This is a genomic window from Streptomyces neyagawaensis, from assembly GCF_023516595.1.
Classification (GTDB): Bacteria; Actinomycetota; Actinomycetes; order Streptomycetales; family Streptomycetaceae; genus Streptomyces; species Streptomyces neyagawaensis.
The window spans coordinates 35,057-58,895 of the sequence record NZ_JAMGBG010000053.1 but is presented as its reverse complement, the minus strand read 5'-3'; the positions used below and the strand labels follow the sequence as shown (position 1 = coordinate 58,895).

Sequence of the window (23,839 nt, the reverse complement as noted above, 5' to 3'; positions counted from 1 at the left end):
GGGAGGACGGTCTCAGGGGATGTACTTGGTCCGGGGAGTACCGGGACACTCGGGGGACAACCGGTGAGGGACGCCCGGTACGGGACCACCTGGTACGAGCCGCACATTCTCAGCAATTCGGAGGACACCACAGTGGGACGACTCTTCGGCACGGACGGCGTGCGCGGTGTCGCCAACGCGGATCTGACGGCCGAGCTCGCGCTCGGACTCTCCGTCGCGGCGGCACACGTACTCGCCGAGGCGGGCACGTTCGAAGGCCACAAGCCGGTGGCGGTGGTCGGGCGGGACCCGCGAGCGTCCGGGGAGTTCCTGGAGGCGGCCGTCGTGGCCGGCCTCGCCAGCGCGGGCGTCGACGTGCTGCGCGTCGGTGTGCTGCCCACCCCCGCGGTGGCGTTCCTCACCGGCGAGCTGGGCGCCGACCTCGGCGTGATGCTCTCCGCCAGCCACAACGCCATGCCCGACAACGGCATCAAGTTCTTCGCGCGCGGCGGGCACAAGCTCGCCGACGAGCTGGAGGACAAGATCGAGGCCGTGTACGAGGAGCACCGGACCGGGGCGCCCTGGGACCGGCCGACCGGCGCGGGCGTAGGACGTGTCCGCTCCTACGACGAGGGGTTCGGGCGGTACGTCGAGCACCTGCTGTCCGTGCTGCCGAACCGCCTCGACGGGCTGAAGATCGTCCTCGACGAGGCGCACGGCGCGGCCGCCGGCGTCTCCCCGGAGGCGTTCACCCGCGCCGGGGCCGAGGTCGTCACGATCGGGGCCGAGCCGGACGGGCTCAACATCAACGACGGGTGCGGGTCCACGCACCTCGGGAAGGTGCGCGCCGCCGTCGTCGAGCACGGGGCGCACCTCGGCATCGCGCACGACGGGGACGCCGACCGGTGCCTCGCCGTCGACCACGAGGGCAATGAGGTCGACGGCGACCAGATCCTCGCCGTGCTCGCCCTCGACATGCGGGAGCGGGGGGCGCTCCGCTCGGACACCGTCGTCGCCACCGTCATGTCCAACCTCGGCTTCAAGCTGGCGCTGGAGCGGGAGGGGCTGCGGCTCGTCCAGACGGCGGTCGGGGACCGGTACGTGCTGGAGGAGATGAAGGAGCACGGGTACGCCCTCGGTGGCGAGCAGTCCGGGCACGTCATCGTCCTCGACCACGCGACCACCGGGGACGGCACGCTGACCGGGCTGCTGCTGGCGGCGCGGATCGCGCGGACCGGGCGCACGCTCAAGGACCTCGCGGGGGTCATGGAGCGGCTGCCGCAGGTGCTCATCAATGTGCCGGACGTGGACCGGACGCGGGTGGGGACGTCCGCGGAGCTGGCCGCCGCGGTGGACGACGCGGAGCGAGAGCTTGGGTCGACCGGGCGGGTGCTGCTGCGGCCGTCGGGGACCGAGCCGTTGGTGCGGGTGATGGTGGAGGCCGCCGATATCGAGCAGGCTCGGTCCGTGGCGGGGCGGTTGGCTGATGCGGTGAAGTCGGCGCTCGGGTAGGGCGTCGGTTCCGGGTTCGGGGTGGGGGGTTCTGTGGTGTGCGGGCTGCGGGTTCTTCGTGGCTTGGCGCGCAGTTCCTCGCGCCCCCTGGTACCCGGGAGTTACCGGGCGCCCTTCGTCACCGCTCGTTGCCTTGACCAGAGCCACTTCTGGAGGATCAGGGTCAGGGTGGCCGCCAGGATGATTCCCGCCAGGTTGAGCAGGAGCTGGTTGGTCGAGCCGATGGTTTGTTTCGTGTCGCCGTAGGCCAGGGCCACCGCGGCGTTGGCCGCGGCGGGGACCGTGGTGACCGAGATGGCCACGCCCACCAGGGCGCCCGACTTCGCTGATGTCAGGGAGAGCGTGCCCGCGATGCCGGCGAGGACGGCGACGATGAAGGAGAACGCGTCGGGGGCGTAGACGAACGCGGTGTTGGGGCGGTCGGCCTCCAGTTTGGCCTCGGTGAAGTAGCCGAGCGTGTCCATGAAGACGGTGAAGCCGACCGTCACCGCCATCGCCATCGCGAAGCCCACGAGCAGGGCGATCAGGGAGCGGAGCGCCAGCCGCGGATGCCGTTGCACGATGGCCGTGCTCAAGCCGGCCAGGGGGCCGAACTCGGGGCCGACGGCCATCGCGCCGACGATGAGGATCGCGTTGTCGAGGACCACACCGCACGCGGCGATCATCGTGGCGAGGGTGATGAAGGCGACGTAGGTGACGGAGAGCGTCGACTCCTCGTGCGTCGCGTCCGCCAGGTGCTCCCACAGCACGGCGTCGGCACCCTCGCCCGGTGCCTCCTTCTCCGCCTCGTCGGCGCGCTCGGAGAGCGACAGGTCGATGTTCTCGACGGCGATCGAGCCGGTCCTGTCGAGGCCCAGCTCGCGGAGCGCGCCGATCAGTTCGTCGCCCGCCTCGCGAGCGACGTCGCACATGACGACGTCGCCGACGGGGTTGCGGGCGGCGCCCGGCACCACGACGAGATGGGTGGCGCCGACCGTGTTCTCGATCAGGCGCACCACCTCGTCGGTCCGGTCGGCCGGGGTGATCAGGCGCAGATGCAGCATGGTGCCTTTTTAACAGCACCCGTCGAACGGCCCGCCGTCACGGTGCGGCACTCGGCCGGGCCTCACAGTTTGCGCAGGCTGAGGCGCTTCACCTTGTGGTCGGAGCCCTTGCGGATGATCAGGGTGGCGCGGCCCCGGGTGGGGGCGATGTTCTCGATCAGGTTGGGCTTGTTGATGGTGCGCCACTGGGTGCGGGCGTAGTCGAGGGCCTCCTCCTCGGAGACCTGGGTGTACTTGCGGAAGTACGAGGACGGGTCCTGGAAGGCGGTCTCCCGCAGCTTCCGGAAGCGGTTGAGGTACCAGCGCTCGATGTCGTCGGCGTGGGCGTCGACGTACACACTGAAGTCGAAGTAGTCGGCGAGACCGACGCGGGTGCGGCCGTCCTTGCCAGGGAGGGCCGGCTGGAGGACGTTCAGGCCCTCGACGATCAGGATGTCGGGGCGGCGGACCGTGAGCCGCTTGTCGGGGACGATGTCGTAGATGAGGTGGGAGTAGACGGGGGCCGTCACCTCGTCCTTGCCGGCCTTGATGTCGGCGACGAAGCGGGTGAGCGTACGGCGGTCGTACGACTCGGGGAAGCCCTTGCGGGAGACCAGGCCGCGTTCGCGGAGGTCCTTCATGGGAAGCAGGAAGCCGTCCGTGGTGACCCGCTCCACACGCGGGTGCTCGGGCCAGCGGGCGAGGAGGGCCTGGAGGAGACGGGCGACGGTGGACTTGCCGACGGCCACGGAGCCGGCGACGCCTATGACGAACGGAGTGCCCGACTGGGAGCCCTGCTCGCCGAGGAACGTGTTCAGGGCGCCGCGCAGGCCGTCGGTGGCGCCCACGTAGAGGTTGAGGAGCCGGGACAGCGGCAGGTAGATGTCCCGTACCTCGTCGAGGTCGATGACGTCGCCCAGGCCACGCAGCTTCTCGACCTCCTCGGCGGTCAGTGGCAGCGGCGTCTTGTCACGCAGCGCGCTCCACTCGGTACGGGTGAGGTCGACGTAGGGAGTCGCCTCCGGCCTGGGCCGGTTGGCGCTCCGCGGCAACGAGGAGACCGGTGAGATCACAGTCCATTGTTAACGGAGTTTGAACGGGGTGGCGGGGTGGGGTCCGTCACCCTCCCGGCCGGGGCACGGTGGGGACCGGGGTGCGGACCGGCTGTGGATCGGTTCCTCACTGTGGGTGAACTGTGGTGAAGGTATGGACCTGGGGTGTGGGGAGGACTAGCGTCCCCGGCAGTCGGGAGGGAGCCGCCTCCTGACTTATGTGAGGGGCGATCGGGTGGCTTCCGTATGGTCTACGCGCGCTGACCAGGAGTTCGCCGGGCAGGTCTGCAGTGAGCTGGCGGACGATCTGCCGGACGAGGATCTGGGTGAGTGCCTCGACGACGCCATGGACATGTATCGGATGGGCAGCAAGCCGCGGTGCGAGGAGGTCGAGTATCTGGGGATGGTGCGGGACGCCATCGACCGGATCGAGGAGGGGGAGTGACGGCCCCCGCCTCGCGTCCTCGCCGTAGGTGGTGACGACGGTCAGGCCCTGATGTCCCGCCATGCCTGCGGGAGGGCGTCCGCGACGTCCTGGGCGGCTGTGGGGGCGCCGTTCGCAGCGTAGCGGCCCGCCAGGCCGTGGAGGTACGCCGCCGCGCTCGCCGCGTCCAGGGGGGCGAGGCCCGCGGCCAGCAGGGAGCCGGTGAGGCCGGACAGGACGTCGCCGCTGCCGGCGGTGGCCAGCCACGGGGTGCCGGTGGGGTTCACCCGGGCCGGGGTGGCGTCGTCGGGCCCGGCGATCAGGGTCGTGGACCCCTTGAGGAGGACCGTGGCGGCGTAGCGGCGGGCCAGCTCCCGAACGGCGGTCAGCCGGGCCGACTCGACCTCCTCGCGGGCGACGCCCAGCAGCGCCGCGGCCTCGCCCGCGTGCGGGGTCATGACGGTGGGGGCGGTACGGGCCCGTACGGCGGCCACGTCCGCGAGGCGCAGACCGTCGGCGTCCAGGAGGACGGGCACGTCGGTGGAGAGGGCCTCGGCGACCGGGGCCGCGTCGTCGCCCGCGCCGGGGCCGGTCACCCAGGCCTGGACCCGGCCGGCCTTCTTCGGGCCGCTGTCCGACACCAGGGTCTCCGGGAAACGGGCGAGGACGGCGTCGGCGGCCGGGCCCACGTAGCGGACGGCGCCGGCGCCGGAGCGCAGGGCGCCGGCGACCGCGAGGACCGCGGCCCCCGGGTAGCGGGCCGAACCGGCGGCGATGCCCACGACTCCCCGGCGGTACTTGTCGCTCTCCGCGGCCGGGTGGGGGAGGAGGGCGGCCAGGTCGGCGTGCTGGAGGGACTCCACGTCCGGGCTGGCGGGGAGGGTGCTCCCCAGGCCGATGTCGATCAGGCGTACGGAGCCGGCGTACGCGCGGGCCGGGTCGATGAGCAGGCCCGGCTTGTGGGTGCCGAACGTGACGGTGAGGTCGGCGCGGAGGGCTGTGCCGTGGATTTCGCCCGTGTCCGGTTCGATGCCGCTCGGGAGGTCCACGGCGACGACCGTGGCGCGGGAGGCGGTGACGAGTTCGGCGAGGTGGGCGGCGTCGGGGCGGAGACCGCCCTTGCCGCCGATGCCGACGATGCCGTCCAGGACGAGGTCGGCGCGGGCGATGGGCTGCGCCGCGGCGGACGGGGTGGTGGTGGTGCCGCCGGCTCGGAGGAGGGCCTTGAGGGCGTCCGGGTGGGTGCGGTCGGGGTTGAGGAGGACGGCCGTCACTCCCGCGCCGCGCCTCGCGAGGCGGGCGCCGGCGTACAGGGTGTCGCCGCCGTTGTCCCCGCTGCCGGTGAGGAGGACGACGCGGCTGCCGTAGACCCGGCGGAGCGCGTCCGCGCACGCCGCGGCGAGACCGGCGGCGGCGCGTTGCATCAGGGCGCCCGGGGGGAGTTGGGCCATGAGGGTGCGTTCGGCTGAGCGGACGGTTTCTACGCGGTGGGCTGAGCGCATGGGGTCGAGTGTGCCCTTCTCTTTTTGGCCGGGGGAGGAGGGGGCCTTGGGAGTGTTGGGTGCGCGGGGTTGGGGTTGGGCGCCTGGTAGCTCGGGGGTGCGCGGTTCGTTGGCGGGTGCGGGCGGGTGGGGGTTTCTCGCGCAGTTCCCCGCGCCCCTGAAAAGCGACCGGGGCCACGTCCCGTGCTTTTCACCGGCGCCATCGGGTGAAGGCCGGGCCGTCAGGCCCACGCCTTCCGGGGCCGTAGGCCCGTCCCTCCAGGGGCGCGGGGAACTGCGCGAGAAACCACGATGCGCCCGCACCCGCCAGAACCACACGTACCCCCGAGCTACTGGGCACTCCGGCCTCAGCCCTCGGCGATCACCACCGCTGAGGCCACCCCCGCGTCATGGCTCAGCGAGATGTGCCAGGACTTGACGCCGAGGTCGGCCGCGCGGGCCGCCACCGTGCCCCTCACCCGGAGGCGGGGCTGGCCGGAGGGCTCGACGAAGACCTCCGCGTCGGTCCAGTGGAGGCCCGCCGGGGCGCCGAGGGCCTTGGCGAGGGCCTCCTTCGCGGCGAAGCGGGCCGCGAGGGAGGCGATGCCGCGGCGTTCGCCGCTCGGGAGGAGCAGTTCGTCGGGCACGAAGAGGCGTTCGGCCATGGAGGGGGTCCGTTCCAGGGCCGCGCGGAAACGGTCGATCTCGGCGACGTCGATGCCGACTCCGATGATGGGCATGATCTGCACCTTACGGCGCGCCGCCCCCGCCAGGGGCACCACACCGGGCCCGCCCCGCCCGCGTGCGGCGCCGACGGCCAAATCCCTTCGCGCCACGCCCTGTTATCGGCCGGCCCGGCCGCGCCGACGTCATCACGGCGAACACGGCACTGCGTGGCGCCATCTCGCTCGTCCTGCGGATCAGGGCGAACCCGGACCCGAACCAGGGTCGCTGAGGCGGTAGCCCCCCGCTCCGGTCACTCCACCGTCACCGACTTCGCCAAGTTGCGCGGTTGGTCGACCTCGTTGCCTCGGGCCGTGGCCAGTTCGCAGGCGAAGACCTGGAGGGGGACCGTGGAGACGAGGGGTTGGAGGAGCGTGGGGGTCGCGGGGATGCGGATGAGGTGGTCGGCGTAGGGGGCGACCGTCTCGTCGCCTTCCTCGGCGATGACGATCGTGCGGGCGCCGCGGGCGCGGATCTCCTGGATGTTGGAGACGATCTTGTCGTGGAGGAGGGAGCGGCCCGCGGGGGAGGGGACCACGACGACCACCGGGAGGTCCTCCTCGATCAGGGCGATCGGGCCGTGTTTCAGTTCGCCCGCGGCGAAGCCCTCCGCGTGCATGTAGGCCAGTTCCTTCAGTTTCAGGGCGCCTTCCAGGGCCACCGGGTAGCCCACGTGGCGGCCGAGGAACAGCACCGTGTTCTTCGTGGCGAGGGTGCGCGCCAACTCCCGTACCGGCTCCATCGTTTCGAGGACCCGCTCGACCTCGCGGGAGATACGGGACAGGTCGCGGATCACCGCCCGGATCTCGTCGCCCCACTTGGTGCCGCGGATCTGCCCCAGATACAGGGCGACCAGGTAGCAGGCGACCAACTGGGTCAGGAACGCCTTCGTGGAGGCGACGGCGACCTCCGGGCCCGCGTGGGTGTAGAGGACGGCGTCCGACTCGCGGGGGATCGTCGAGCCGTTGGTGTTGCAGATCGCGAGGACCCGGGCGCCCTGTTCGCGCGCGTGGCGCACGGCCATCAGCGTGTCCATGGTCTCGCCGGACTGGGAGATCGCGACGACGAGCGTCTGGTGGTCGAGGATGGGGTCCCGGTAGCGGAACTCGCTGGCCAGCTCCACCTCGCAGGGCACCCGCGTCCAGTGCTCGATGGCGTACTTGGCGATGAGGCCGGCGTGGAAGGCCGTACCGCACGCGACGATGACCACCTTGTCCAGCTCGCGCAGTTCCTGGTCGGAGATGCGGACCTCGTCCAGGGTCAGTGAGCCCGATGTGTCGATACGGCCCAGCAGGGTGTCCGCGACCGCCTTCGGCTGCTCGGCGATCTCCTTGAGCATGAAGTAGTCGTAGCCGCCCTTCTCGGCGGCCGACGCGTCCCAGTCGACGTGGTACGAACGGACCTCGGCGGGGCGGCCGTCGAACGCCGTCACCGTCACGCCGTCGCGGCGCAGCTCCACCACCTGGTCCTGGCCCAGCTCGATGGCCGAGCGGGTGTGGTCGATGAACGCGGCGACGTCCGACGCGAGGAACGCCTCGCCCTCGCCGACCCCGACCACCAGAGGGGAGTTGCGGCGGGCGCCCACGACCACGTCAGGCGCGTCCGCGTGCACCGCGACAAGGGTGAACGCGCCCTCCAGACGGCGGCAGACCAGCCTCATCGACTCGGCGAGGTCGTCGCAGGACGAGTACTCCTCGGCGAGGAGATGGGCGACGACCTCGGTGTCCGTCTCGGAAGCCAGCTCGTGGCCCCGCTCGGTCAGTTCGGCGCGCAGGCCCGCGAAGTTCTCGATGATGCCGTTGTGGACGACGGCGACCCGGCCCGCGTTGTCCAGGTGCGGGTGGGCGTTGACGTCGGTGGGGCCGCCGTGGGTGGCCCAGCGGGTGTGGCCGATGGCGGTGGAGCCGCTGGGCAGCGGCCGGCCGACCAGTTCCTTCTCCAGGTTCACCAGCTTCCCGGCCTTCTTGGCGGCGGCCAGGCCCCCGTCGGCCGGCACCGCCACGCCCGCCGAGTCGTACCCCCGGTACTCCAGCCGCTTCAGCCCGGCCAGGACCACGTCGAGCGCGGACTGTGATCCGACGTATCCCACGATTCCGCACATATCAACCCCTGTGTCCGATGGTGTCCGGTGCTGTCGTCCTGGTGGTGCCTGTCGTCCTGGTGGTGCCTGTGGTCCTGGCGGTGCCTGTGGTCCTGATGGTGCTGTCGTCTTCCGGTGATGCCGTCGAACGCGACATACTGTGTGCCCTCTGTGACTGTACGTGACGATCGGGTCCTGGGTGAGCCCTCACATCGGGTGACCTGGCGCGCGATATTCGGGTGACCCGGCGCGCGCGGCGCACTCCCGCGCAGGTGGGCGCCACGTATGGCTGATCACATGACGAGCGGACAAACCACCCCCCACCATGTCGCGCGACGCCCCGAGAACCGCGGCCGGCGCATGACCTTCCGGTGTGTCGCCGTACTCCTCGCCCTGGTGAGCGTCCTGCCCCTGGACAGCGCCCTGGCCGAGGCACCGCCGCCCGCCCCCGCACCGGTCGACGAGCAACTCGTCCCCGGTGTGCCGCCCGGCCCCCATCAGCCCTGGCACCTCGACACGCCCGACCAGGTGCTGCCGCCCCGGGTGTATCGGCCGAGCGCCCTGGAGGAGGCGGTGGAGCCCAGGAGCGCGGCGGCGGGGACGTACGACCTCATCGAGTACGTGCCGCTCAGTGAGGCCGAGGCGGTCGCCGACGCGAAGGTCACCTGTACGACGGCGACGGGGCCGTACCAGAAGCAGGTCGAGCGGTGGCTCAAGCTGAAGAACGCGAACGCCAAGCAGTCGAAGGCGGACTGCCTCGCCATCCGCGCGTTCCAGATCAAGGAGGGCATCAAGCCGGCGATCGGCTTCGCCGGGCCGGTGACCTGGGCGCGGATGCAGTTCCTCTCGGCCCGCAAGAACCCCAACGCGGCGGGGAAGTGCCCGGTCCGCACCTACCGGGTGGCCTGCGTGGACCTGACGCGGCAGGTGACCTGGGTGCAGAAGGGCAAGAAGGTGGTCTTCGGGCCGGCGCCGATCCGCAGCGGGCGGCGGCAGTACCCGACCCGCGCGGGCTGGCACACGGTGTACTGGAAGCACAAGAACCACTGGTCGACGCTGTATCACCAGCCGATGCCGTACGCGCAGTTCTTCAGCGGCGGGCAGGCGTTCCACGCCGTGTACGGGTCCATCTACACGGAGATCGGGTCCATGGGGTGTGTGAATCTGCGGCTGGCGGACGCGCGGACCCTGTGGGGGGTGCTGAAGACCAAGGACCGGGTGTTCGTGTGGGGGCGGCGGGCGGGCAAGTGAGCCCCCGTGCATGGGGCGCCGGAGGGGTGTCCCCGGGCTCTGAGACACTGGGGCTGACATGAGTGAGACAGCGCCTTCGCGGACCGCGCCCCTGCGGGCCCGCGCCGAGATCGATCTGGATGCCCTGCGGGCCAACGTGCGGACCCTGCGCGCGCTGGCGCCGGATGCCGCCCTGATGGCCGTCGTCAAGTCCGACGCGTACGGCCACGGGGCGGTGCGGTGTGCGCGGGCCGCGGTCGAGGCGGGGGCCGCCTGGCTGGGTACGGCCACGCCCGAGGAGGCGCTGGCGCTCCGCGCGGCGGGGCTGCCGGGGCGCATCATGTGCTGGCTCTGGGCGCCGGGCGGACCGTGGCGAGAGGCGATCGAGGCCGACCTCGACGTGTCGGTCAGCGGGCTGTGGGCGCTGCGGGAGGTCACCGACGCCGCCCGTGCGGCGGGGGCACGCGCGCGTGTGCAGCTCAAGGCCGACACGGGGCTCGGGCGGAACGGCTGCCAGCCGGAGGACTGGGCGGAGCTGGTCACCGAGGCGCTGGCCGCCGAGGCCGAGGGACTCGTCACCGTCACCGGGATCTGGTCGCACCTCGCGTGCGCCGACGAGCCGGGGCACCCGTCCATCGCCGTGCAGCTCGGTCTGTTCCGCGAGATGGTGACGTACGCGGAGGACCAGGGCGTACGGCCCGAGGTGCGGCACATCGCCAACTCGCCCGCCACGCTCACCCTCCCGGAGAGCCACTTCGACCTCGTCCGGGCGGGCATCGCCCTCTACGGCATCTCGCCCAGCCCGGAGCTGGGCAGTTCGGCCGACCTCGGGCTGCGTCCCGTGATGCGGCTCAGCGCCTCGCTCGCCCTGGTCAAGCACGTCCCCGGGGGGCACGGCGTCAGCTACGGGCACCACTACCTCACCCCGGGCGCCACGACCCTCGGCCTCGTCCCCGTCGGCTACGCGGACGGCATCCCCCGGCACGCCTCCGGCACCGGGCCCGTGCTCGTCGGCGGGAAGTGGCGGACGGTCGCGGGCCGGGTAGCGATGGACCAGTTCGTCGTCGACCTCGGCGGGGACGAACCCGCGGTGGGCGACGAGGTGGTGCTGTTCGGCTCCGGCGACGACGGCGAACCGACCGCCGAGGACTGGGCGAAGGCGGCCGGAACCATCGCCTACGAGATCGTGACCCGCATCGGAACCCGCGTACCGCGCGTCTACGTCGACACGGGTGAGCAGGCGTGAGGAATCCGGTACCCCCGAACGGGTGAGCGTGTGAGCTGCCCCGCAGCTGTGAACGCGCCCGCGTCGACGCGAGTACAACACGAGTAAGTGCGAGTACACACCACGGGTAAGTGAAAGACGAACGAGACAGGAAACTCCGTACGGGTGTGCGGAGCGGCTAGGGCCCGAGGGCCGGCGAAGAGGAGCGGGATGTGAGCGAGAGCAGCGCGGAGGCCGTGGAGGCCGTCGCGAGCGCGGCCGCCACAGCCGCGTCCGCCGCCGCCGGGGGGACCTGGCGCAGGGCCGGTGTCGCGGGGGCGGCGATAGGTGTGGTCGCCGCGGGCGCGGCCGCCGGTGTCGCCATAGAGCGGCTCACCGTGGGCCGCGGCATGCGCAGGAAGGCCCGGCTCGCGCTCGACTCCACGGGCCCCTACGGGACGCTGCGCGGCACCCCCGGCAAGGCGTACGCGGACGACGGCACCGAGCTGTACTACGAGGTCGACGACATCGAGCCCGAGGCCGGCCTCGCGCCCCGCAGACGCCGCCTCTTCGGCCGCAAGTCCCCGGCCCCCGTCACCGTCGTCTTCAGCCACGGCTACTGCCTCAACCAGGACTCCTGGCACTTCCAGCGGGCCGCGCTGCGCGGTGTCGTACGGACCGTGCACTGGGACCAGCGCAGCCACGGCCGCTCCGGGCGGGCCCAGGCCGTCGACGGGTCGCCGGTCACCATCGACCAGCTCGGGCGCGACCTCAAGGCCGTGATCGACGCGGCCGTGCCCGAGGGGCCCATCGTGCTCGTCGGGCACTCCATGGGCGGCATGACCGTCATGGCCCTCGCCGCCCACTACCCCGAGCTGATCCGCGAGCGGGTCGTCGCCGTCGCCCTGGTCGGTACGTCGTCGGGGCGGCTCGGCGAGGTCAACTTCGGGCTGCCCGTCGCGGGCGTCAACGCGGTGCGGCGGGTGCTGCCGGGGGTGCTCAGGGCGCTCGGGCAGCAGGCCGCGCTGGTGGAGCGGGGGCGGCGGGCTACCGCCGATCTGTTCGCCGGGATCATCAAGCGGTACTCGTTCGCGTCGCGGGACGTCGACCCGGCGATCGCGCGGTTCGCCGAGCGGATGATCGAGGGCACACCGATCGACGTCGTCGCCGAGTTCTACCCGGCGTTCACCGAGCACGACAAGACGGAGGCGCTCTCGGCGTTCGCCGAGCTGTCGGTGCTCGTGCTGGCCGGGGTCAAGGACCTCGTCACGCCGAGCGAGCACAGCGAGGCGATCGCCGATCTGCTGCCGGACGCGGAGCTGGTGCTCGTGCCGGACGCCGGGCACCTGGTGATGCTGGAGCACCCCGAGGTGGTCACCGACCGGCTCGCCGACCTGCTGACCCGGGCCGGTGCCGTGCCGACGGGGGCTACCGTAAGTGGTTATGGAAGCGCCAGCAGCACGGTACGTCCCGGGTGAGCCCGGGGCCGTCCCCACTTCGCCCACCTCGTCCTCTTCACCTTCGTCGCCTTCGTCGTCCGTGACGCCCTTCGAGGCCGTCGTGCAGTCTCCCGAGCAGATGCTGGAGTTGGGCCGTCGGCTGGCCAAACTGCTGCGTCCGGGTGATCTCGTCATGCTCAACGGGGAGCTGGGCGCCGGGAAGACGACCCTGACCCGGGGGCTCGGGGAAGGGCTCGGGGTGCGCGGGGCCGTCACCTCGCCGACGTTCGTCATCGCGCGCGTGCATCCCTCGCTGGTGGAGGGGCCGCCGCTCGTCCATGTCGACGCGTATCGCCTGGGCGGCGGGCTGGACGAGATGGAGGACCTCGATCTCGACGTCTCGCTGCCGGATTCGGTGATCGTGGTGGAGTGGGGCGAGGGGAAGGTCGAGGAGCTGACCGACGACCGGCTCCATGTCGTCATCCACCGAGCGGTCGGTGACACCACCGACGAGGTGCGGCATGTGACCGTCACCGGGCTCGGGGAGCGGTGGGCCTCCGTCGAGCTGGGAGTGCTGTCGGCCTGAGGCCGGGAGTGCTGCTCGCCTGAGGCCGGGAGTGCTGCCCGCCTGAGCGGGGCGGCGCCTGGTGGGGCCGCGGCCGAGTGGGTGGCTCCGTCGTCGGGCGGTCGCCTCTTGTGTCGGTTCCGACAAGGTGTCGGCAAAATGTTGCTTTGGCGCTGCCGGCGTGGTCACATGGTAACCAGTCCTTGGTTAGGTCTACCTAACTTGGTTCGCCGGTGGCATCAGGAGGCGTCCATGCAGGGTTCGGAGCGACGGGATGGGCGGCCGTCCGGGGTGGCCTCTGCCTCCGGGGTGGCCGGGGTGTCGATGCGGGACCTGTTGGCCAGCTGTGCGGCGGCGAAGGCGGTCTCCACGCCGGCGGCTCCGCCGGTTCAGGGGGAGGAACGGCGGGCGGTGGAGGGGCGGCACCCTCGGGCGGCGTAGAGGTCGCGCTCTCGGAGGGGTGGCTCGGTCGTGGCGCGGCTGCGGGTGGGTGGGGGCTTGGCGCGCAGTTCCCCGCGCCCCCAAATGGCCGGCGGTTCCCCTTGCCGGTGACTATGCGGACACCCTCTCCCGCTACTTGACCACGACCACCTTCGTGCCGATGCCTGCGAACTGCCACATCGCCTTGCCGTCCTTGCGGGACTCCCGGATGCCGCCCGTCTTGACGCCGGGGTCGGGCTGGGGGGTGGAGCCGTCCACCGCCGCGCTGAAGCCGATCACCACGCCGTCGATCGAGGCGAAGCGGACGACGTGCTCGATGGGGGTGCCGTCGGAGCCGGTGATGGCGGCGGAGCGGGACGTCACCGTGTAGGTGGCGGGGGTGGGGTCCACCGTGCTGGGCGTGACCTCGAAGGTGCGGGTGACCTTCTCGTTCGCGCCGACCAGCCAGACGCGGTCCTCGTCCAGGGAGTAGACGACACGCTCGCCGGTGCCCGAACCCTTGGGCAGGACGAGGTCGTCGTCCTTCTCCTTGCCGGCGGGGGCCTTGGACTTCTTGGCCGCCGGTGTCTCGGAGGGGGACGGCTTGCCGAGGTCGTCCGGCACGCTGGCCGACGCCTGGTAGGTGAGGAAACCGACTGCGGCGATCGCCACCGCCGTGAGCCCGGCCACGAATCCCGAGCTGCTGCTGGCCACCTTCTGCGCCCACCTCTCGTACGCACGTACGCCCTTGATGTACGTCTGTGCTGTGACGGTAGCAGCAGAGGGACGGTGCACCGGGTCGGCCGTGGCCCGGGCCGAAGCGCCGTAGGCTGTTTGCGTGCTCTTGCTCGCTCTGGATACCGCCACCCCCGCCGTCACCGTCGCGCTGCACGACGGGACGGATGTCGTCGCCGCGTCGAGCCAGGTGGACGCCCGTCGCCATGGGGAACTGCTGCTGCCCGCCGTCGACCGGGTCCTCGCCGAGGCGGGCGCCCGCCTCGACGCCGTCACCGCGATCGTCGTGGGCACCGGGCCCGGCCCCTACACCGGGCTCCGCGTCGGCCTGATGACCGCCGACACCTTCGGCCTCGCCCTCGGGGTCCCCGTCCACGGCCTGTGCACCCTTGACGCGCTCGCGTACGCGGCCGAGGTCGAGGGGCCGTTCGTGGCGGCCACCGACGCCCGGCGCAAGGAGGTGTACTGGGCGCGGTACGAGGACCCGCGCACCCGGGTCACGGACCCGGCCGTCGACCGGCCCGCCGAGATCGCCGAGGCCGTGGCCGGACTCCCGGCCGTGGGCGCGGGGGCGCTGCTCTACCCCGACACCTTCCCCGACGCCCGCGCCCCCGAGCATGTCTCGGCGGCCGCGCTCGCGTCCCTCGCGGCGGAGCGGCTCGCCAAGGGCGAGGAACTGGAGGCCCCCCGGCCGCTCTACCTGCGCCGCCCGGACGCCCAGGTGCCCAAGAACTACAAGGTGGTCACGCCCAAGTGACGACCCCGGTGCTGCGCGAGATGCGCTGGTGGGACATCGAGCCCGTCCTGGAGCTGGAGAAGGACCTCTTCCCCGAGGACGCCTGGTCCCGCGGCATGTTCTGGTCCGACCTGGCCCACGCGCGCGGGCCCGAGGCGACCCGGCGGTACTACGTGGCCGAGTCCCCCGAGGACGGGCGGATCGTCGGCTACGGGGGCCTCGCGGCCGCCGGTGACGTCGCCGACGTCCAGACCATCGCCGTCGCCCGCGACCACTGGGGCACCGGACTCGGCGCGGTGCTCCTGACCGAGCTGCTGCGGGCCGCGACCGCGTTCGAGTGCGCCCAGGTGATGCTCGAATGCCGGGTCGACAACGTCCGCGCCCAGAAGCTGTACGAGCGCTTCGGCTTCGAGGCGATCGGCTTCCGCCGCGGCTACTACCAGCCGGGGAACGTCGACGCCCTCGTCATGCGCCTCAACGACCCCTCCACATCCGTACAAGGAACCGAGATCAATGGCTGACGAACCCCTGGTCCTGGGGATCGAGACCTCCTGCGACGAGACCGGCGTGGGCATCGTCCGCGGCCACACCCTCCTCGCGGACGCGATCGCGTCCAGTGTCGACGAGCACGCCCGATTCGGCGGCGTGGTGCCCGAGGTGGCCTCCCGCGCCCATCTGGAGGCGATGGTCCCGACCATCGACCGCGCGCTGAAGGAGGCGGGTGTCAGCGCGAAGGACCTCGACGGCATCGCCGTCACCGCCGGTCCCGGACTCGCGGGCGCGCTGCTCGTCGGCGTCTCCGCGGCGAAGGCGTACGCGTACGCGCTCGGCAAGCCGCTCTACGGCGTCAACCACCTGGCGTCCCACATCTGTGTGGACCAGCTGGAGCACGGGGCGCTGCCCGAGCCGACGATGGCGCTGCTCGTCAGCGGCGGCCACTCGTCGCTGCTGCTGTCGACGGACATCACCTCGGACGTCCGGCCGATGGGGTCGACCATCGACGACGCGGCCGGCGAGGCCTTCGACAAGATCGCCCGCGTGCTGAACCTCGGGTTCCCCGGCGGCCCGGTCATCGACCGCTACGCCAAGGAGGGCGACCCGGACGCGATCGCCTTCCCGCGCGGGCTCACCGGCCCCCGCGACCCCATCTACGACTTCTCCTTCTCCGGCCTGAAGACCGCCGTGGCCCGCTGGATCGAGGCCAAGCGCGCGGCCGGCGAGGACGTGCCGGTGCGGGACGTGGCGGCCTCCTTCCAGGAGGCGGTGGTGGACGTCCTCACCCGCAAGGCCGTACGGGCCTGCAAGGACCAGGGTGTCGACCATCTGATGATCGGTGGGGGCGTCGCCGCCAACTCCCGGCTGCGGGCGCTCGCCCAGGAGCGGTGCGAGGCGGCCGGTATCCGGCTGCGGGTGCCGCGCCCCAAGCTGTGCACGGACAACGGCGCGATGGTGGCCGCCCTCGGCGCGGAGATGGTCGCGCGGAACCGCGCCGCCTCCGACTGGGACCTGTCCGCCGACTCCTCCCTGCCCGTCACCGACCCGCACGTGCCGGGCGCCTCGCACACGCACGACCACGTCCACGAGGTCAGCAAGGAGAACCTGTACTCGTGACCGTCGCCCTGATGTGGGAGGCCCGGGCGGTCCCCGGCCGGGGCGAGGACCTGCTCGCCTGGGCCCGGGACCAGCGGCTCCCGGTACGGCCGCTGCGGCGCGAGACGTTCCGGGCGCCGCAGGACCGGGTGCTCGTCATCACCTGGTGGGACGCGGAGTTCGACGCCGAGCTGCCGGAACTTCCGGAGCCCGACGCCGGGTTGGTCGGCCGGGCGGTCCACCGGTGGCGGTTCGAGTCACTGGGCGCGTCACCGGGCGAGTGACTGGCCTGTTGTTGACGCGGCTCGGTCCGGCGGCTTGATCAGCCGTGTCAGGCGCTGAGTGCCGTGCGCAGGGTGGTGGCCATCAGGTCGATGGCCTCCTTCCCGGCCTCCACCGGGCCGGTGTGCGTGAAGTAGTGGTCGACGCCCTCGAAGCAACGGTGGGTGACCGGGACGCCCGCGGCCTCCAGGGCCTTGGCGTAGGCGTCGCCCTCGTCGCGCAGCCGGTCGTGCTCCGCGGTGATGACCAGCGCGGGCGGCAGTCCGGCCAGGTCGTCGGCCAGGCCGGGCGACACCAGCGGATGCGACAGGTCGGCGGGGTCCGGGACGTAGGCGGCGGTGAAGATCCGCAGGAGCCCCGGCGCGAGCAGCGGCTTGGCGATGGGTGACTGCTTGGTGGCCGGGTCGACGAGCTGGTCGAGCGGCGCCGAGTCGATGATCTGGAGGCGGGGCGTGAAGGTGCCGCGGTCCCGGGCCGTGCGGCACACCGCGGCGGTCAGGTTGGCCCCGGCGCTGTGTCCGCCCACGGCGAGCCGCGAGCCGTCCCAGTTGTGGGCGGAACCGTTCTCGGCCACCCAGGCGGTGACGTCGTACGCCTGGACGACGGGTGCGGGGTACGGCTGTTGCGGGGCGACGCCGTAGTCCACGTTGATCACCACACAGCCGGCGGTGGCGGCTATGTAGCGGCACAGATGGTCGTCCTGCTCGGGGCGGGCGACCACGAAACCGCCGCCGTGGAAGTTCACGTACACCGGGGCGGGGTCGGGGGTCGTGGCAGGCGGACGGTAGACGGTGCAGGTCACCGCCCCCGCGCCGGTCTCCACCTGGAGGGTTTCCGTGTGCTTCGGGATGTCGGCGAAGCGCAGGTCCTCGTGTACGCGGCTCATGATCCGGCCGAAGAGCAACTGGACGCCTCTGGCCTGCATCTGCGACTTGAGTGGCACGGTGAGTCCCATCACTGCAAAGTTAAACCAACAGGATTCCTGATGATGGGGTCTCGTCGGGCGCGCACGCAAGAGGGAACGCGAGCCGATTGCCGCGACCCTTGACCAGGTACCGCTTCTGCGCGCCGGCCGACCTCGGCGCCGGGCGGGTGAACGCCTTCTGCACCGCGGCCTCCAGGCCGTCCCCGAACACGAGCGGGCCAACGCGGGGATGCACAGCACTGCGGCCGCGGACTTCCGGCACCTGACCAGCGAGCTGGTGCGGTGCGCGGTGGGGCTTCGCTGCCCGGCGGCGACGCAGTGGGCCCCCGCCGGGCGCCCGGCAGGGGCCGACTGCGTCGTTGTCGTCTACTTGGTGGTGCGGTACGCGCGGTGGATGGTCTGGGTCAGGGTGTTGCCGTCGGCGTCGGTGAGGGCGACCCGAAGAGAGACGGGGCCGGGCTCGGCGGGGCTGCGCAGCTTGAGCAGCTTGCCGTTCACCACGGGGGCCTTCTTCCAGGTCCTGCCGTCGTCGTAGGAGACGGTGAAGGCCAGCTTGCGCAGCGTGGTGGCCTTGGTGGCCGCGCCCTGGAGGCTGAAGGGCACGGTGAGGGTCGTACCGGCCTTCGCTGTACTGGCCGTCGACAGCTTGGGCGTGTAGCGGACGACCGTCAGCGGGAGCCGCTCGGGGGTGTCGCCGGGGACATGGGCCGAGGTGAAGGTCCAGGTGGCGGTCGTACGGGTGCTGACCGCGAACCGTGCCGGGGCGCGGGAGACGTCCACGGCGAGCTTGTAGGTGCGCTTGCCCGCGGGGACCGTGTACGAGTCGCCGTTCAGCGGGGCGTTCACGGCGAAGATCTTCTTGCCGTCGGCGTGGAGCGAGCTCCTGGCCTTGGTGTGGTCGGAGGTCCCCAGGTTGCCGACGCCGTCGGAGAACAGCGGGACGTACGCCGTGAAGGTGTCGCCGACGCGTACCGCTTCGGGCCGGTCGAGGACGGCCGAGAGGGGGCCCGAGGGGAGGGACGGACCGAAGACGCCGACGTTGAACCGCTGGGTGTGGACCTTGCCCGCCGCGTACGCCCGGGGAATGCCGGCCTGCGTGCTCTCCCACGTCGGCTCGCCCTCGGCGTCGGGGGCGCCGTACTGGCTGGCCTGGTAGAACCACTTGATTCCGTTGGGCAGCACGTAGTCGGTGCCGGTCAGCGGCAGACGGCCCGTGGTCGAGTGCAGGTTGTAGAAGCCGCCGTACATCAGTGGTGCGGCGGCGATCGTCGTGGTCTTGCCCTTGACGGGCGCACCGACGACGACCTTGACCTTGGTGAGCTGGGCCCGCTCGACGTTCTTGGTGAAGCCGGACAGGTCACCCGTACGGTTCCAGGCCAGCCGATAGTTGACGGCCTTGTGGCTCCAGATGCCGTGGTACATCGCCGACACCTCGGCGGCCGGCGCCGGGGCGCCGAGCTGTCCGACGCGGATGCTGCCGAAGGAGGGGCCGTCGTAGATGGAGGTGTACGGCTTGTCGTTGTCGTTGACGTCGACGTGGAAGAAGAACATCGCGCCCGCGGGCCTGGCCGCACCGTCCGGCACGGTGATCCTGACGGGCTTCGTCTTCCGGGCGTCCATGACCAGGGTCGTGTCCTTGGTCAGCGCGAACTTCGGGTGCAGCAGCACGGACCCTCCGTCGCCACCGGTGCGGAGCAGGCCTTCCAGGGCGTAACGCCCCTTCGGCAGACGGATGGTGACCTCGCCGTCCTTCTCGTCGAAGGCCTCCGTCCAGATGTCGTTGTCCAGGCCGTAGACACTCGTCGAGGCGTCGCCGAGGGCCTTGCCCTTGAGGTCGAGGTGCTTGAGGGTCAGGTCGTACGACTCCACCTCGCGGACCACGCCCAGGGAGGTGCGCGCGGTCGTCGTGCCGTCGGCGGTGGTGGCGGTCAGCGAGCCGCCGAAGCTGCCTTCGGCCGTTCCCACGCGGGTGTCGGTGGTCACGGTGGCGCTCGCCTCACCGCCCGCCGGGACGGTGAGCCGCTGCGGCGAGACGGTGAACAGGCCCTCGGCGGCAGGCTTTCCGTCGTTGCCGTAGGCCTCGGTGGCCAGGTCGAGCGTGACCGGCTCGGTGCCCGCGTTGCGGTAGGTGACGTCCTTGGTGACCGGCCGGTCGTCGGTGTGGGGGTACGCCTGTGTCCCGAAGCCCAGCGAGGTCGGACTGCTGGTGAGCTGCTGGGCGATCGCCCTGGCGACGTCCACCCGGCCGGTGCCCTGCGTGTACGCGGAGGTGGCGGCGGCCGGTTTCGCGGAGGCGGTGAGGGCGGCCTTGATCTGCGGGCCGGTCCAGTCCGGGTGCTCCTGGGCCAGGATCGCCGCGGCGCCCGCCACGTGCGGGGTCGCCATCGACGTACCGCTCATGGAGACATAGCCGTCGGCGGCGGGGTCGCCCATGTCGCCTTCGGCGGCCTTGGCGGCGACGATGTCCACGCCCGGTGCGGTGACGTCGGGCTTGAGGAAGCCGTCGGCCGTGGGGCCTCGGCTGGAGAACTCGGCGATGGCGTCCCGGCGGTCGACCGCGCCGACGGTGAGCGCGGCGGCCGCGCTGCCGGGGGTACCGATGGTGCCTTCGCCCGGGCCCTCGTTGCCGGCGGCTATGACGAACAGGGCGCCGGAGTCGGCCGACAGGTCGTTGACGGCCTGCTCGACGGGGTCGATGCCGGGGCGGTCCTCCCCTCCCAGGCTCATGTTGACGACCTTGGCGCCCTGCGCCACGGCCCACTGCATGCCGGCGATGACGCCGGAGTCGTCGCCCTCGCCGGAGTCGTCGAGCACCTTGCCGACGAGGAGCCGGGCGCCGGGCGCGACGCCCGCGTACTTCGCGCCCGAGGGAGAGGCCGCCCCGGAACCCGCGATCGTCGAGGCCACATGGGTGCCGTGGCCCGCGCGGTCGACGGTGTCCGCGGACGCGGAGAAGTTCTTCACCGCCTCGATACGGTCCTTGAGGTCCGGATGCGTGGCATCGATGCCGGTGTCGAGGACGGCGACCTCGACGCCCTTGCCGTCGTATCCCGCCGTGTGCGCCGCGGGCGCGCCGATCTGCGGCACGCTCCTGTCCAGGGTCGCCTTCACCTTCCCGTCCAGCCAGATCTTTCTGACCTTCGCGGAGCCGGTGCCGCTGGTGAGGGTCTCCCACAGGTCCGAGCCCTCGGACTTTCGGGCGCGTACGGCGTCGCCGTTGATGCTCGGCAGATCCCGCCGGACGGTCGCGCCCGCGCCGCGGAACGTGCTCGCCGACAGGGACGTGCCCTTGTCGTAGGTGACGATCAGCGGCAGGTCGGAGCGGCGGGCGTCGTCGTAGCGCGAACTCACCAGCCGCGTCACGTCGAACAGCCGCCGGTCGGCGGTCCCGTTCGCGATCAGCGGTTCGGCGTCGCGCGGCAGGACGTACGCGTGGCCCTCGGCCTGCTGGACGCGGAAGGCCATCCCCTCGCGGCCCTCGGCGGCCACCACGCCGGTGACCTTGCCCTCGGCGTCGAGGGTCACTCTGTCGCCGGTGACGAGGGTGACGGTCCTCGCGGGGGCGCCGGCCGGGGGCCCCGACCGGGCGGCCTCGGCACTGTCGGACGTGCTCATCAGCAGTCCGGCGCCGAGCGCCGCCGCCAGCACGGCCGCCGACGGGACGGTGGTGACCATTCGTTTCCTGCGTTTGTGCGACTTCAACTCAGGCCTTTCGACATGGTTCATGGCGATTCACTCGCCGAATCGGGGCAGCATCAGGGCGCGGCCGAGCGGCACTGTGGCCGCTCGGCCGCGTACAGAGAGAGAACTGCGAGGAGGATCGGGTCGGACGAGGCGCTCGGACAGATGTCAGACGAGGCGCTTGCGACCCCAGAGGATGACGAACGCCGCGATGCCGGCGGTCAGGGCCAGCAGGATCGAGGCGCCGAGCCACTGCATGGACGCCATCTGGGAGAACGGGATGTAGTCGACCGACCAGCCGACGACCTGCGCCTCGTCCAGGCAGGCGTTGCGGGCCTTCTCCGTGGCCTCGGCGCAGCTGCCCCAGCCCATGAGGTCGCCGGAGGCCGTGAGGTAGAACTCGTCCAGGACGTAGGCGTTGTCGGGCAGGTTCGGCTGGCTGTTGTCACCCACACCGTTGTGGCTGGTGACCGTGATGACGTTCCCGAGGGACGTCCTGACGTACGACCACGCCACCTGCAGCGCGACGGCGAAGCCCAGGGTGACGACCATGGCCAGCAGGGTCCTGCGCAGCAGCATGCCGATGGCCACGCCACCGACGACGGTGAGCAGGGTGAGCGCCACGGGCACGGGTCCGCTGTTGTCGAAGGCGCCGGGTTCGGCCCACGTCAGGACGTACGACGTCGACTTGACCGGCGACCACCACCAGGTGAACGCGGCGGAGACCGCCGTGGCGCACACCACGACCACGAGCGTGGTCATACCGAGCTTGGTGGCGAGCCAGCGGACACGGCTCACGGACTGCGCGTTGACCAGCTTGGCGGTGCCGGTCTCCAGGTCGCCGGCGAGCAGGGGCGGACCGAGGAGCACGCCGATCACGACGGGCAGGAGCCCGAGCAGACCGGCGGCCGCGTTGAGCGGCTTCTGGTCGAACTTCTCCTCCCAGCCGGACTTGAGGTGGGGATAGCCGTACCCGTCGAGGTACGTGATCATCTGCTGGCGTTGGTACACGAGCACCGCGACGGTGACCGCGGCGGCGGCCAGCAGCGTCCAGTAGGCGGCGCGGTGCTGACGCCAGACGAGCCAGTTCATGCCGCTGAGCCGGAGGCCGCGGCCACGGCCGGCTTCCGCCGCGGCGGAGTCGTAGGAGGTGCTGCCGGTGCTGCCGGTGCCGGTCATCGTGCTCATGCCGCCACCGCCTGCGGGGCGACGTAGGAACTGGGACTGATCAGCGGCGGGGCCTCGGGCGAGCGCAGATAGGCGAGCAGGAGCTCCTCCAGGTTCGGGGTGCTCGCCTCCCAGGGGCCGCCGGCGACCGGCCCGTCGGGGCGTATCAGTGAGGTGAACTGCCGTCCGCTGGTGCGGGTCTCGACCACGGTGTGGTAGGCCAGCTCCGGGGGCGTCCGCCCGTCGGAGTGGACCCCGGTCAGCACGGCGTGGGAGGTGCGCAGTTCGTCGACCTCACCGGCCATACGCAGTCGGCCGCCCGCGATGACCAGCAGGTAGTCGCAGGTGTTCTCCAGCTCGGCGAGCATGTGGGTGGACATCAGCACGGTGGTGCCGCGCTCGGCCGCCTCGGCCAGCAGGGTGCCCATCAGCTCGTGGCGCACCAGCGGGTCGAGGTCGGACATCGGCTCGTCGAGGAGCAGCAGGTCGGGACGCTTGCCGAAGGAGACGGCGAAGGCCACCCGGGTGCGCTGGCCGCCGGAGAGGGTGCCGATCTTCGCGTCGAGGGGCACATTGCCCGCGCGGACGATGTCCTCGGCGGCCCGCTGGTCCCAGCCGGGGTTCAGTTCCCGCCCCATCCGCAGGGTCTCGGCGACGGTGAAGCGCCGGAACAGGGGTTTCTCCTGGGCGAGGAACGCGGTACGCCGGGTTGCCTCCGCCGACTCCGGGGCCGCGCCGAACACGCGCAGGGTGCCGGTGGTCGGCGCCAGCAGGTTGGCGGCGATGGCCATCAGCGTGGTCTTGCCGGCCCCGTTGGGACCCACCAGACCGCAGATCCGCCCGGCCGGCAGCCGGAAGGAGCAGTCCCGCAGCGCCCAGCCACGGCGGTACTTCCGGCCCACCCCGCGGGCTTCTATCGCGGACGTTTCGGCCGGGCCCCCGTAGCCCGTTTCGTAACTCATCATGCGTGTCCCCTTGTCCCCGTCGTTCCTGTGGTTATTGCTGGTGCTGCGGTTATTGCTGGTGCTGCGGTCCAGCTGGTTCCACTGGGCCCGTCGGTCCCGCGTGGTCGGCGGCAGGCCCGGTCCCGGCGTACCGCTCCTCCATCACCGACGTGACCAGAGCGGTCACGTCGTCCTGTTCAAGACCCGCCTCGCGGGCCCGGTCCATCCAGCTCTCCAACTCGCCGCGCAGCAGCGAATCCACCGGCGCCTGCGGACGGGCCAGCGACTGACGCACGAACGTCCCCAGCCCCGGCCGCGCTTCCACCAGCCCCTCCCGCTCCAGCTCGCGGTACGCCTTGAGCGTGGTGTTGGGGTTGACCGCGGAGGTCTGCGCCACCGACTTGGCCGTGGGCAACTGGTCGCCGGGCCCGAGTACGCCGAGCCGCAGCGCCTGCTTGGTCTGCTGAACGATCTGCTGATAGGCGGCGACCCCGCTCCGCCTGTCGATGCGGAACTCCAACCCCTTCACCACCATTTCACTAGTCGACTAGTGATTTGATGATGGAGCACAGATCGCGAACCTGTCAAAGCCCACAGGTCGGGGCGTGCCGGGGCCACGGAGGGTCACCACAAGCGCGATCATGAACG

General features: G+C 71.7%; 22 protein-coding genes and 1 pseudogene. 10 read left to right on the top strand and 13 right to left on the bottom strand.

Annotation, left to right across the window (positions count from 1 at the left end; translation table 11 throughout):
• Nucleotides 1-132 precede the first annotated feature (132 nt).
• Nucleotides 133-1,491 (top strand): phosphoglucosamine mutase, encoded by a 1,359-nt coding sequence (gene glmM, locus M8J73_RS23775; protein ID WP_055536781.1) that lies wholly within the window; start codon nucleotides 133-135, stop codon nucleotides 1,489-1,491.
• 101 nt (nucleotides 1,492-1,592) lie between these two features.
• Here glmM and M8J73_RS23770 read toward each other — a convergent pair whose 3' ends face one another.
• Both M8J73_RS23770 and coaA read right to left on the bottom strand, forming a co-directional pair.
• A complete protein-coding gene (locus M8J73_RS23770) occupies nucleotides 1,593-2,534 on the bottom strand; it encodes a DUF389 domain-containing protein (protein ID WP_055536767.1) in 942 nt (313 codons plus the stop codon).
• Between the two features lie 62 nt (nucleotides 2,535-2,596).
• Nucleotides 2,597-3,586, bottom strand: coding sequence for a type I pantothenate kinase (gene coaA / locus M8J73_RS23765; RefSeq protein WP_055536766.1), 990 nt, complete (start codon nucleotides 3,584-3,586; stop codon nucleotides 2,597-2,599).
• Between the two features lie 214 nt (nucleotides 3,587-3,800).
• Here coaA and M8J73_RS23760 point away from each other — a divergent pair, with 214 nt between their 5' ends.
• Entirely contained in the window at nucleotides 3,801-4,010 is a 210-nt protein-coding gene (locus M8J73_RS23760; RefSeq protein ID WP_055536765.1) for a hypothetical protein, read from the top strand.
• Nucleotides 4,011-4,051: 41 nt separating this feature from the next.
• Here M8J73_RS23760 and M8J73_RS23755 read toward each other — a convergent pair whose 3' ends face one another.
• The 3 genes from M8J73_RS23755 to glmS all read right to left on the bottom strand — a co-directional run bounded on the left by M8J73_RS23755 (nucleotide 4,052) and on the right by glmS (nucleotide 8,294).
• Nucleotides 4,052-5,491 (bottom strand): NAD(P)H-hydrate dehydratase, encoded by a 1,440-nt coding sequence (locus M8J73_RS23755; protein WP_249829028.1) that lies wholly within the window; start codon nucleotides 5,489-5,491, stop codon nucleotides 4,052-4,054.
• A 347-nt stretch (nucleotides 5,492-5,838) separates the two neighbouring features.
• Nucleotides 5,839-6,210, bottom strand: a complete 372-nt coding sequence (locus M8J73_RS23750; protein ID WP_055540544.1) for a holo-ACP synthase — start codon at nucleotides 6,208-6,210, stop codon at nucleotides 5,839-5,841.
• Between the two features lie 236 nt (nucleotides 6,211-6,446).
• Nucleotides 6,447-8,294, bottom strand: a complete 1,848-nt coding sequence (gene glmS, locus M8J73_RS23745; RefSeq protein WP_055540545.1) for a glutamine--fructose-6-phosphate transaminase (isomerizing) — start codon at nucleotides 8,292-8,294, stop codon at nucleotides 6,447-6,449.
• A gap of 339 nt (nucleotides 8,295-8,633) precedes the next feature.
• Between glmS and M8J73_RS23740 the strand changes: the two genes are divergently transcribed.
• The 4 genes from M8J73_RS23740 (at nucleotide 8,634) to tsaE (ending at nucleotide 12,732) form a co-directional block, all read left to right on the top strand.
• Nucleotides 8,634-9,524 (top strand): L,D-transpeptidase, encoded by an 891-nt coding sequence (locus tag M8J73_RS23740; RefSeq protein WP_055540546.1) that lies wholly within the window; start codon nucleotides 8,634-8,636, stop codon nucleotides 9,522-9,524.
• Nucleotides 9,525-9,582: 58 nt separating this feature from the next.
• Nucleotides 9,583-10,749: an alanine racemase gene (gene alr / locus M8J73_RS23735; RefSeq protein ID WP_055540547.1), complete on the top strand. Its 1,167-nt coding sequence runs from the start codon at nucleotides 9,583-9,585 to the stop codon at nucleotides 10,747-10,749.
• A 191-nt stretch (nucleotides 10,750-10,940) separates the two neighbouring features.
• Nucleotides 10,941-12,185 carry an alpha/beta fold hydrolase gene (locus tag M8J73_RS23730; RefSeq protein WP_055540548.1) on the top strand — a complete coding sequence of 415 codons (1,245 nt, stop codon included), beginning with the start codon at nucleotides 10,941-10,943 and terminating at the stop codon, nucleotides 12,183-12,185.
• The gene (gene tsaE, locus M8J73_RS23725) at nucleotides 12,151-12,732 is read left to right on the top strand and encodes a tRNA (adenosine(37)-N6)-threonylcarbamoyltransferase complex ATPase subunit type 1 TsaE (RefSeq protein WP_206187933.1); all 582 of its coding nucleotides are present in this window, start codon (nucleotides 12,151-12,153) and stop codon (nucleotides 12,730-12,732) included. Before M8J73_RS23730 ends, tsaE begins: the two co-directional genes overlap by 35 nt.
• A gap of 218 nt (nucleotides 12,733-12,950) precedes the next feature.
• Here the strand turns inward: tsaE and M8J73_RS44880 are convergent, their stop codons facing one another.
• Both M8J73_RS44880 and M8J73_RS23720 read right to left on the bottom strand, forming a co-directional pair.
• Nucleotides 12,951-13,082: a hypothetical protein gene (locus M8J73_RS44880; RefSeq protein ID WP_274757568.1), complete on the bottom strand. Its 132-nt coding sequence runs from the start codon at nucleotides 13,080-13,082 to the stop codon at nucleotides 12,951-12,953.
• A 202-nt stretch (nucleotides 13,083-13,284) separates the two neighbouring features.
• Nucleotides 13,285-13,845 carry a hypothetical protein gene (locus M8J73_RS23720; RefSeq protein ID WP_249829027.1) on the bottom strand — a complete coding sequence of 187 codons (561 nt, stop codon included), beginning with the start codon at nucleotides 13,843-13,845 and terminating at the stop codon, nucleotides 13,285-13,287.
• Nucleotides 13,846-13,969: 124 nt separating this feature from the next.
• On the opposite strand from M8J73_RS23720, the gene tsaB reads away from it, so the two are divergent.
• From tsaB to M8J73_RS23700, 4 genes are read left to right on the top strand one after another with little or no spacing between them, the layout of a single operon-like run.
• On the top strand, nucleotides 13,970-14,623 hold the full coding sequence (tsaB, locus tag M8J73_RS23715; RefSeq protein WP_249829026.1) for a tRNA (adenosine(37)-N6)-threonylcarbamoyltransferase complex dimerization subunit type 1 TsaB: 654 nt from the start codon (nucleotides 13,970-13,972) through the stop codon (nucleotides 14,621-14,623).
• Nucleotides 14,620-15,123: a ribosomal protein S18-alanine N-acetyltransferase gene (rimI, locus tag M8J73_RS23710; RefSeq protein ID WP_055539923.1), complete on the top strand. Its 504-nt coding sequence runs from the start codon at nucleotides 14,620-14,622 to the stop codon at nucleotides 15,121-15,123. Before tsaB ends, rimI begins: the two co-directional genes overlap by 4 nt.
• Nucleotides 15,116-16,213 (top strand): tRNA (adenosine(37)-N6)-threonylcarbamoyltransferase complex transferase subunit TsaD, encoded by a 1,098-nt coding sequence (tsaD, locus tag M8J73_RS23705; protein ID WP_055539924.1) that lies wholly within the window; start codon nucleotides 15,116-15,118, stop codon nucleotides 16,211-16,213. The genes rimI and tsaD overlap by 8 nt, the downstream gene beginning before the upstream one ends.
• A complete protein-coding gene (locus M8J73_RS23700; RefSeq protein ID WP_055539925.1) occupies nucleotides 16,210-16,476 on the top strand; it encodes a hypothetical protein in 267 nt (88 codons plus the stop codon). The genes tsaD and M8J73_RS23700 overlap by 4 nt, the downstream gene beginning before the upstream one ends.
• Before the next feature lie 47 nt (nucleotides 16,477-16,523).
• Here M8J73_RS23700 and M8J73_RS23695 read toward each other — a convergent pair whose 3' ends face one another.
• From M8J73_RS23695 to M8J73_RS23670, 6 genes and pseudogenes are all read right to left on the bottom strand, one after another.
• Entirely contained in the window at nucleotides 16,524-17,360 is an 837-nt protein-coding gene (locus M8J73_RS23695) for an alpha/beta hydrolase (protein WP_206187903.1), read from the bottom strand.
• 157 nt (nucleotides 17,361-17,517) lie between these two features.
• Nucleotides 17,518-17,610, bottom strand: a pseudogene (locus M8J73_RS23690) (telomere-protecting terminal protein Tpg); the annotation flags it as partial.
• A 155-nt stretch (nucleotides 17,611-17,765) separates the two neighbouring features.
• Entirely contained in the window at nucleotides 17,766-21,074 is a 3,309-nt protein-coding gene (locus M8J73_RS23685; protein ID WP_240501426.1) for a S8 family peptidase, read from the bottom strand.
• Nucleotides 21,075-21,248: 174 nt separating this feature from the next.
• Nucleotides 21,249-22,268, bottom strand: coding sequence for an ABC-2 membrane transporter-related protein (locus tag M8J73_RS23680; RefSeq protein ID WP_055539927.1), 1,020 nt, complete (start codon nucleotides 22,266-22,268; stop codon nucleotides 21,249-21,251).
• Nucleotides 22,265-23,209 (bottom strand): ABC transporter ATP-binding protein, encoded by a 945-nt coding sequence (locus tag M8J73_RS23675; protein ID WP_372504009.1) that lies wholly within the window; start codon nucleotides 23,207-23,209, stop codon nucleotides 22,265-22,267. Before M8J73_RS23675 ends, M8J73_RS23680 begins: the two co-directional genes overlap by 4 nt.
• Nucleotides 23,210-23,261: 52 nt before the next feature.
• Nucleotides 23,262-23,726 (bottom strand): GntR family transcriptional regulator, encoded by a 465-nt coding sequence (locus M8J73_RS23670; protein ID WP_055539929.1) that lies wholly within the window; start codon nucleotides 23,724-23,726, stop codon nucleotides 23,262-23,264.
• Nucleotides 23,727-23,839: the final 113 nt, after the last annotated feature.

Coding starts and splice junctions, on each gene's coding strand:
- M8J73_RS23770 (WP_055536767.1), bottom strand. CDS start 2,534: ATGCTGCATCTGCGCCTGATCACCCCGGCCGACCGGACCGACGAGGTG.
- M8J73_RS23755 (WP_249829028.1), bottom strand. CDS start 5,491: ATGCGCTCAGCCCACCGCGTAGAAACCGTCCGCTCAGCCGAACGCACC.
- M8J73_RS23750 (WP_055540544.1), bottom strand. CDS start 6,210: ATGCCCATCATCGGAGTCGGCATCGACGTCGCCGAGATCGACCGTTTC.
- glmS (WP_055540545.1), bottom strand. CDS start 8,294: ATGTGCGGAATCGTGGGATACGTCGGATCACAGTCCGCGCTCGACGTG.
- M8J73_RS23740 (WP_055540546.1), top strand. CDS start 8,634: ATGACCTTCCGGTGTGTCGCCGTACTCCTCGCCCTGGTGAGCGTCCTG.
- alr (WP_055540547.1), top strand. CDS start 9,583: ATGAGTGAGACAGCGCCTTCGCGGACCGCGCCCCTGCGGGCCCGCGCC.
- tsaE (WP_206187933.1), top strand. CDS start 12,151: ATGGAAGCGCCAGCAGCACGGTACGTCCCGGGTGAGCCCGGGGCCGTC.
- tsaD (WP_055539924.1), top strand. CDS start 15,116: ATGGCTGACGAACCCCTGGTCCTGGGGATCGAGACCTCCTGCGACGAG.
- M8J73_RS23695 (WP_206187903.1), bottom strand. CDS start 17,360: ATGAGCCGCGTACACGAGGACCTGCGCTTCGCCGACATCCCGAAGCAC.
- M8J73_RS23685 (WP_240501426.1), bottom strand. CDS start 21,074: ATGGTCACCACCGTCCCGTCGGCGGCCGTGCTGGCGGCGGCGCTCGGC.
- M8J73_RS23680 (WP_055539927.1), bottom strand. CDS start 22,268: ATGAGCACGATGACCGGCACCGGCAGCACCGGCAGCACCTCCTACGAC.
- M8J73_RS23675 (WP_372504009.1), bottom strand. CDS start 23,209: ATGAGTTACGAAACGGGCTACGGGGGCCCGGCCGAAACGTCCGCGATA.
- M8J73_RS23670 (WP_055539929.1), bottom strand. CDS start 23,726: ATGGTGGTGAAGGGGTTGGAGTTCCGCATCGACAGGCGGAGCGGGGTC.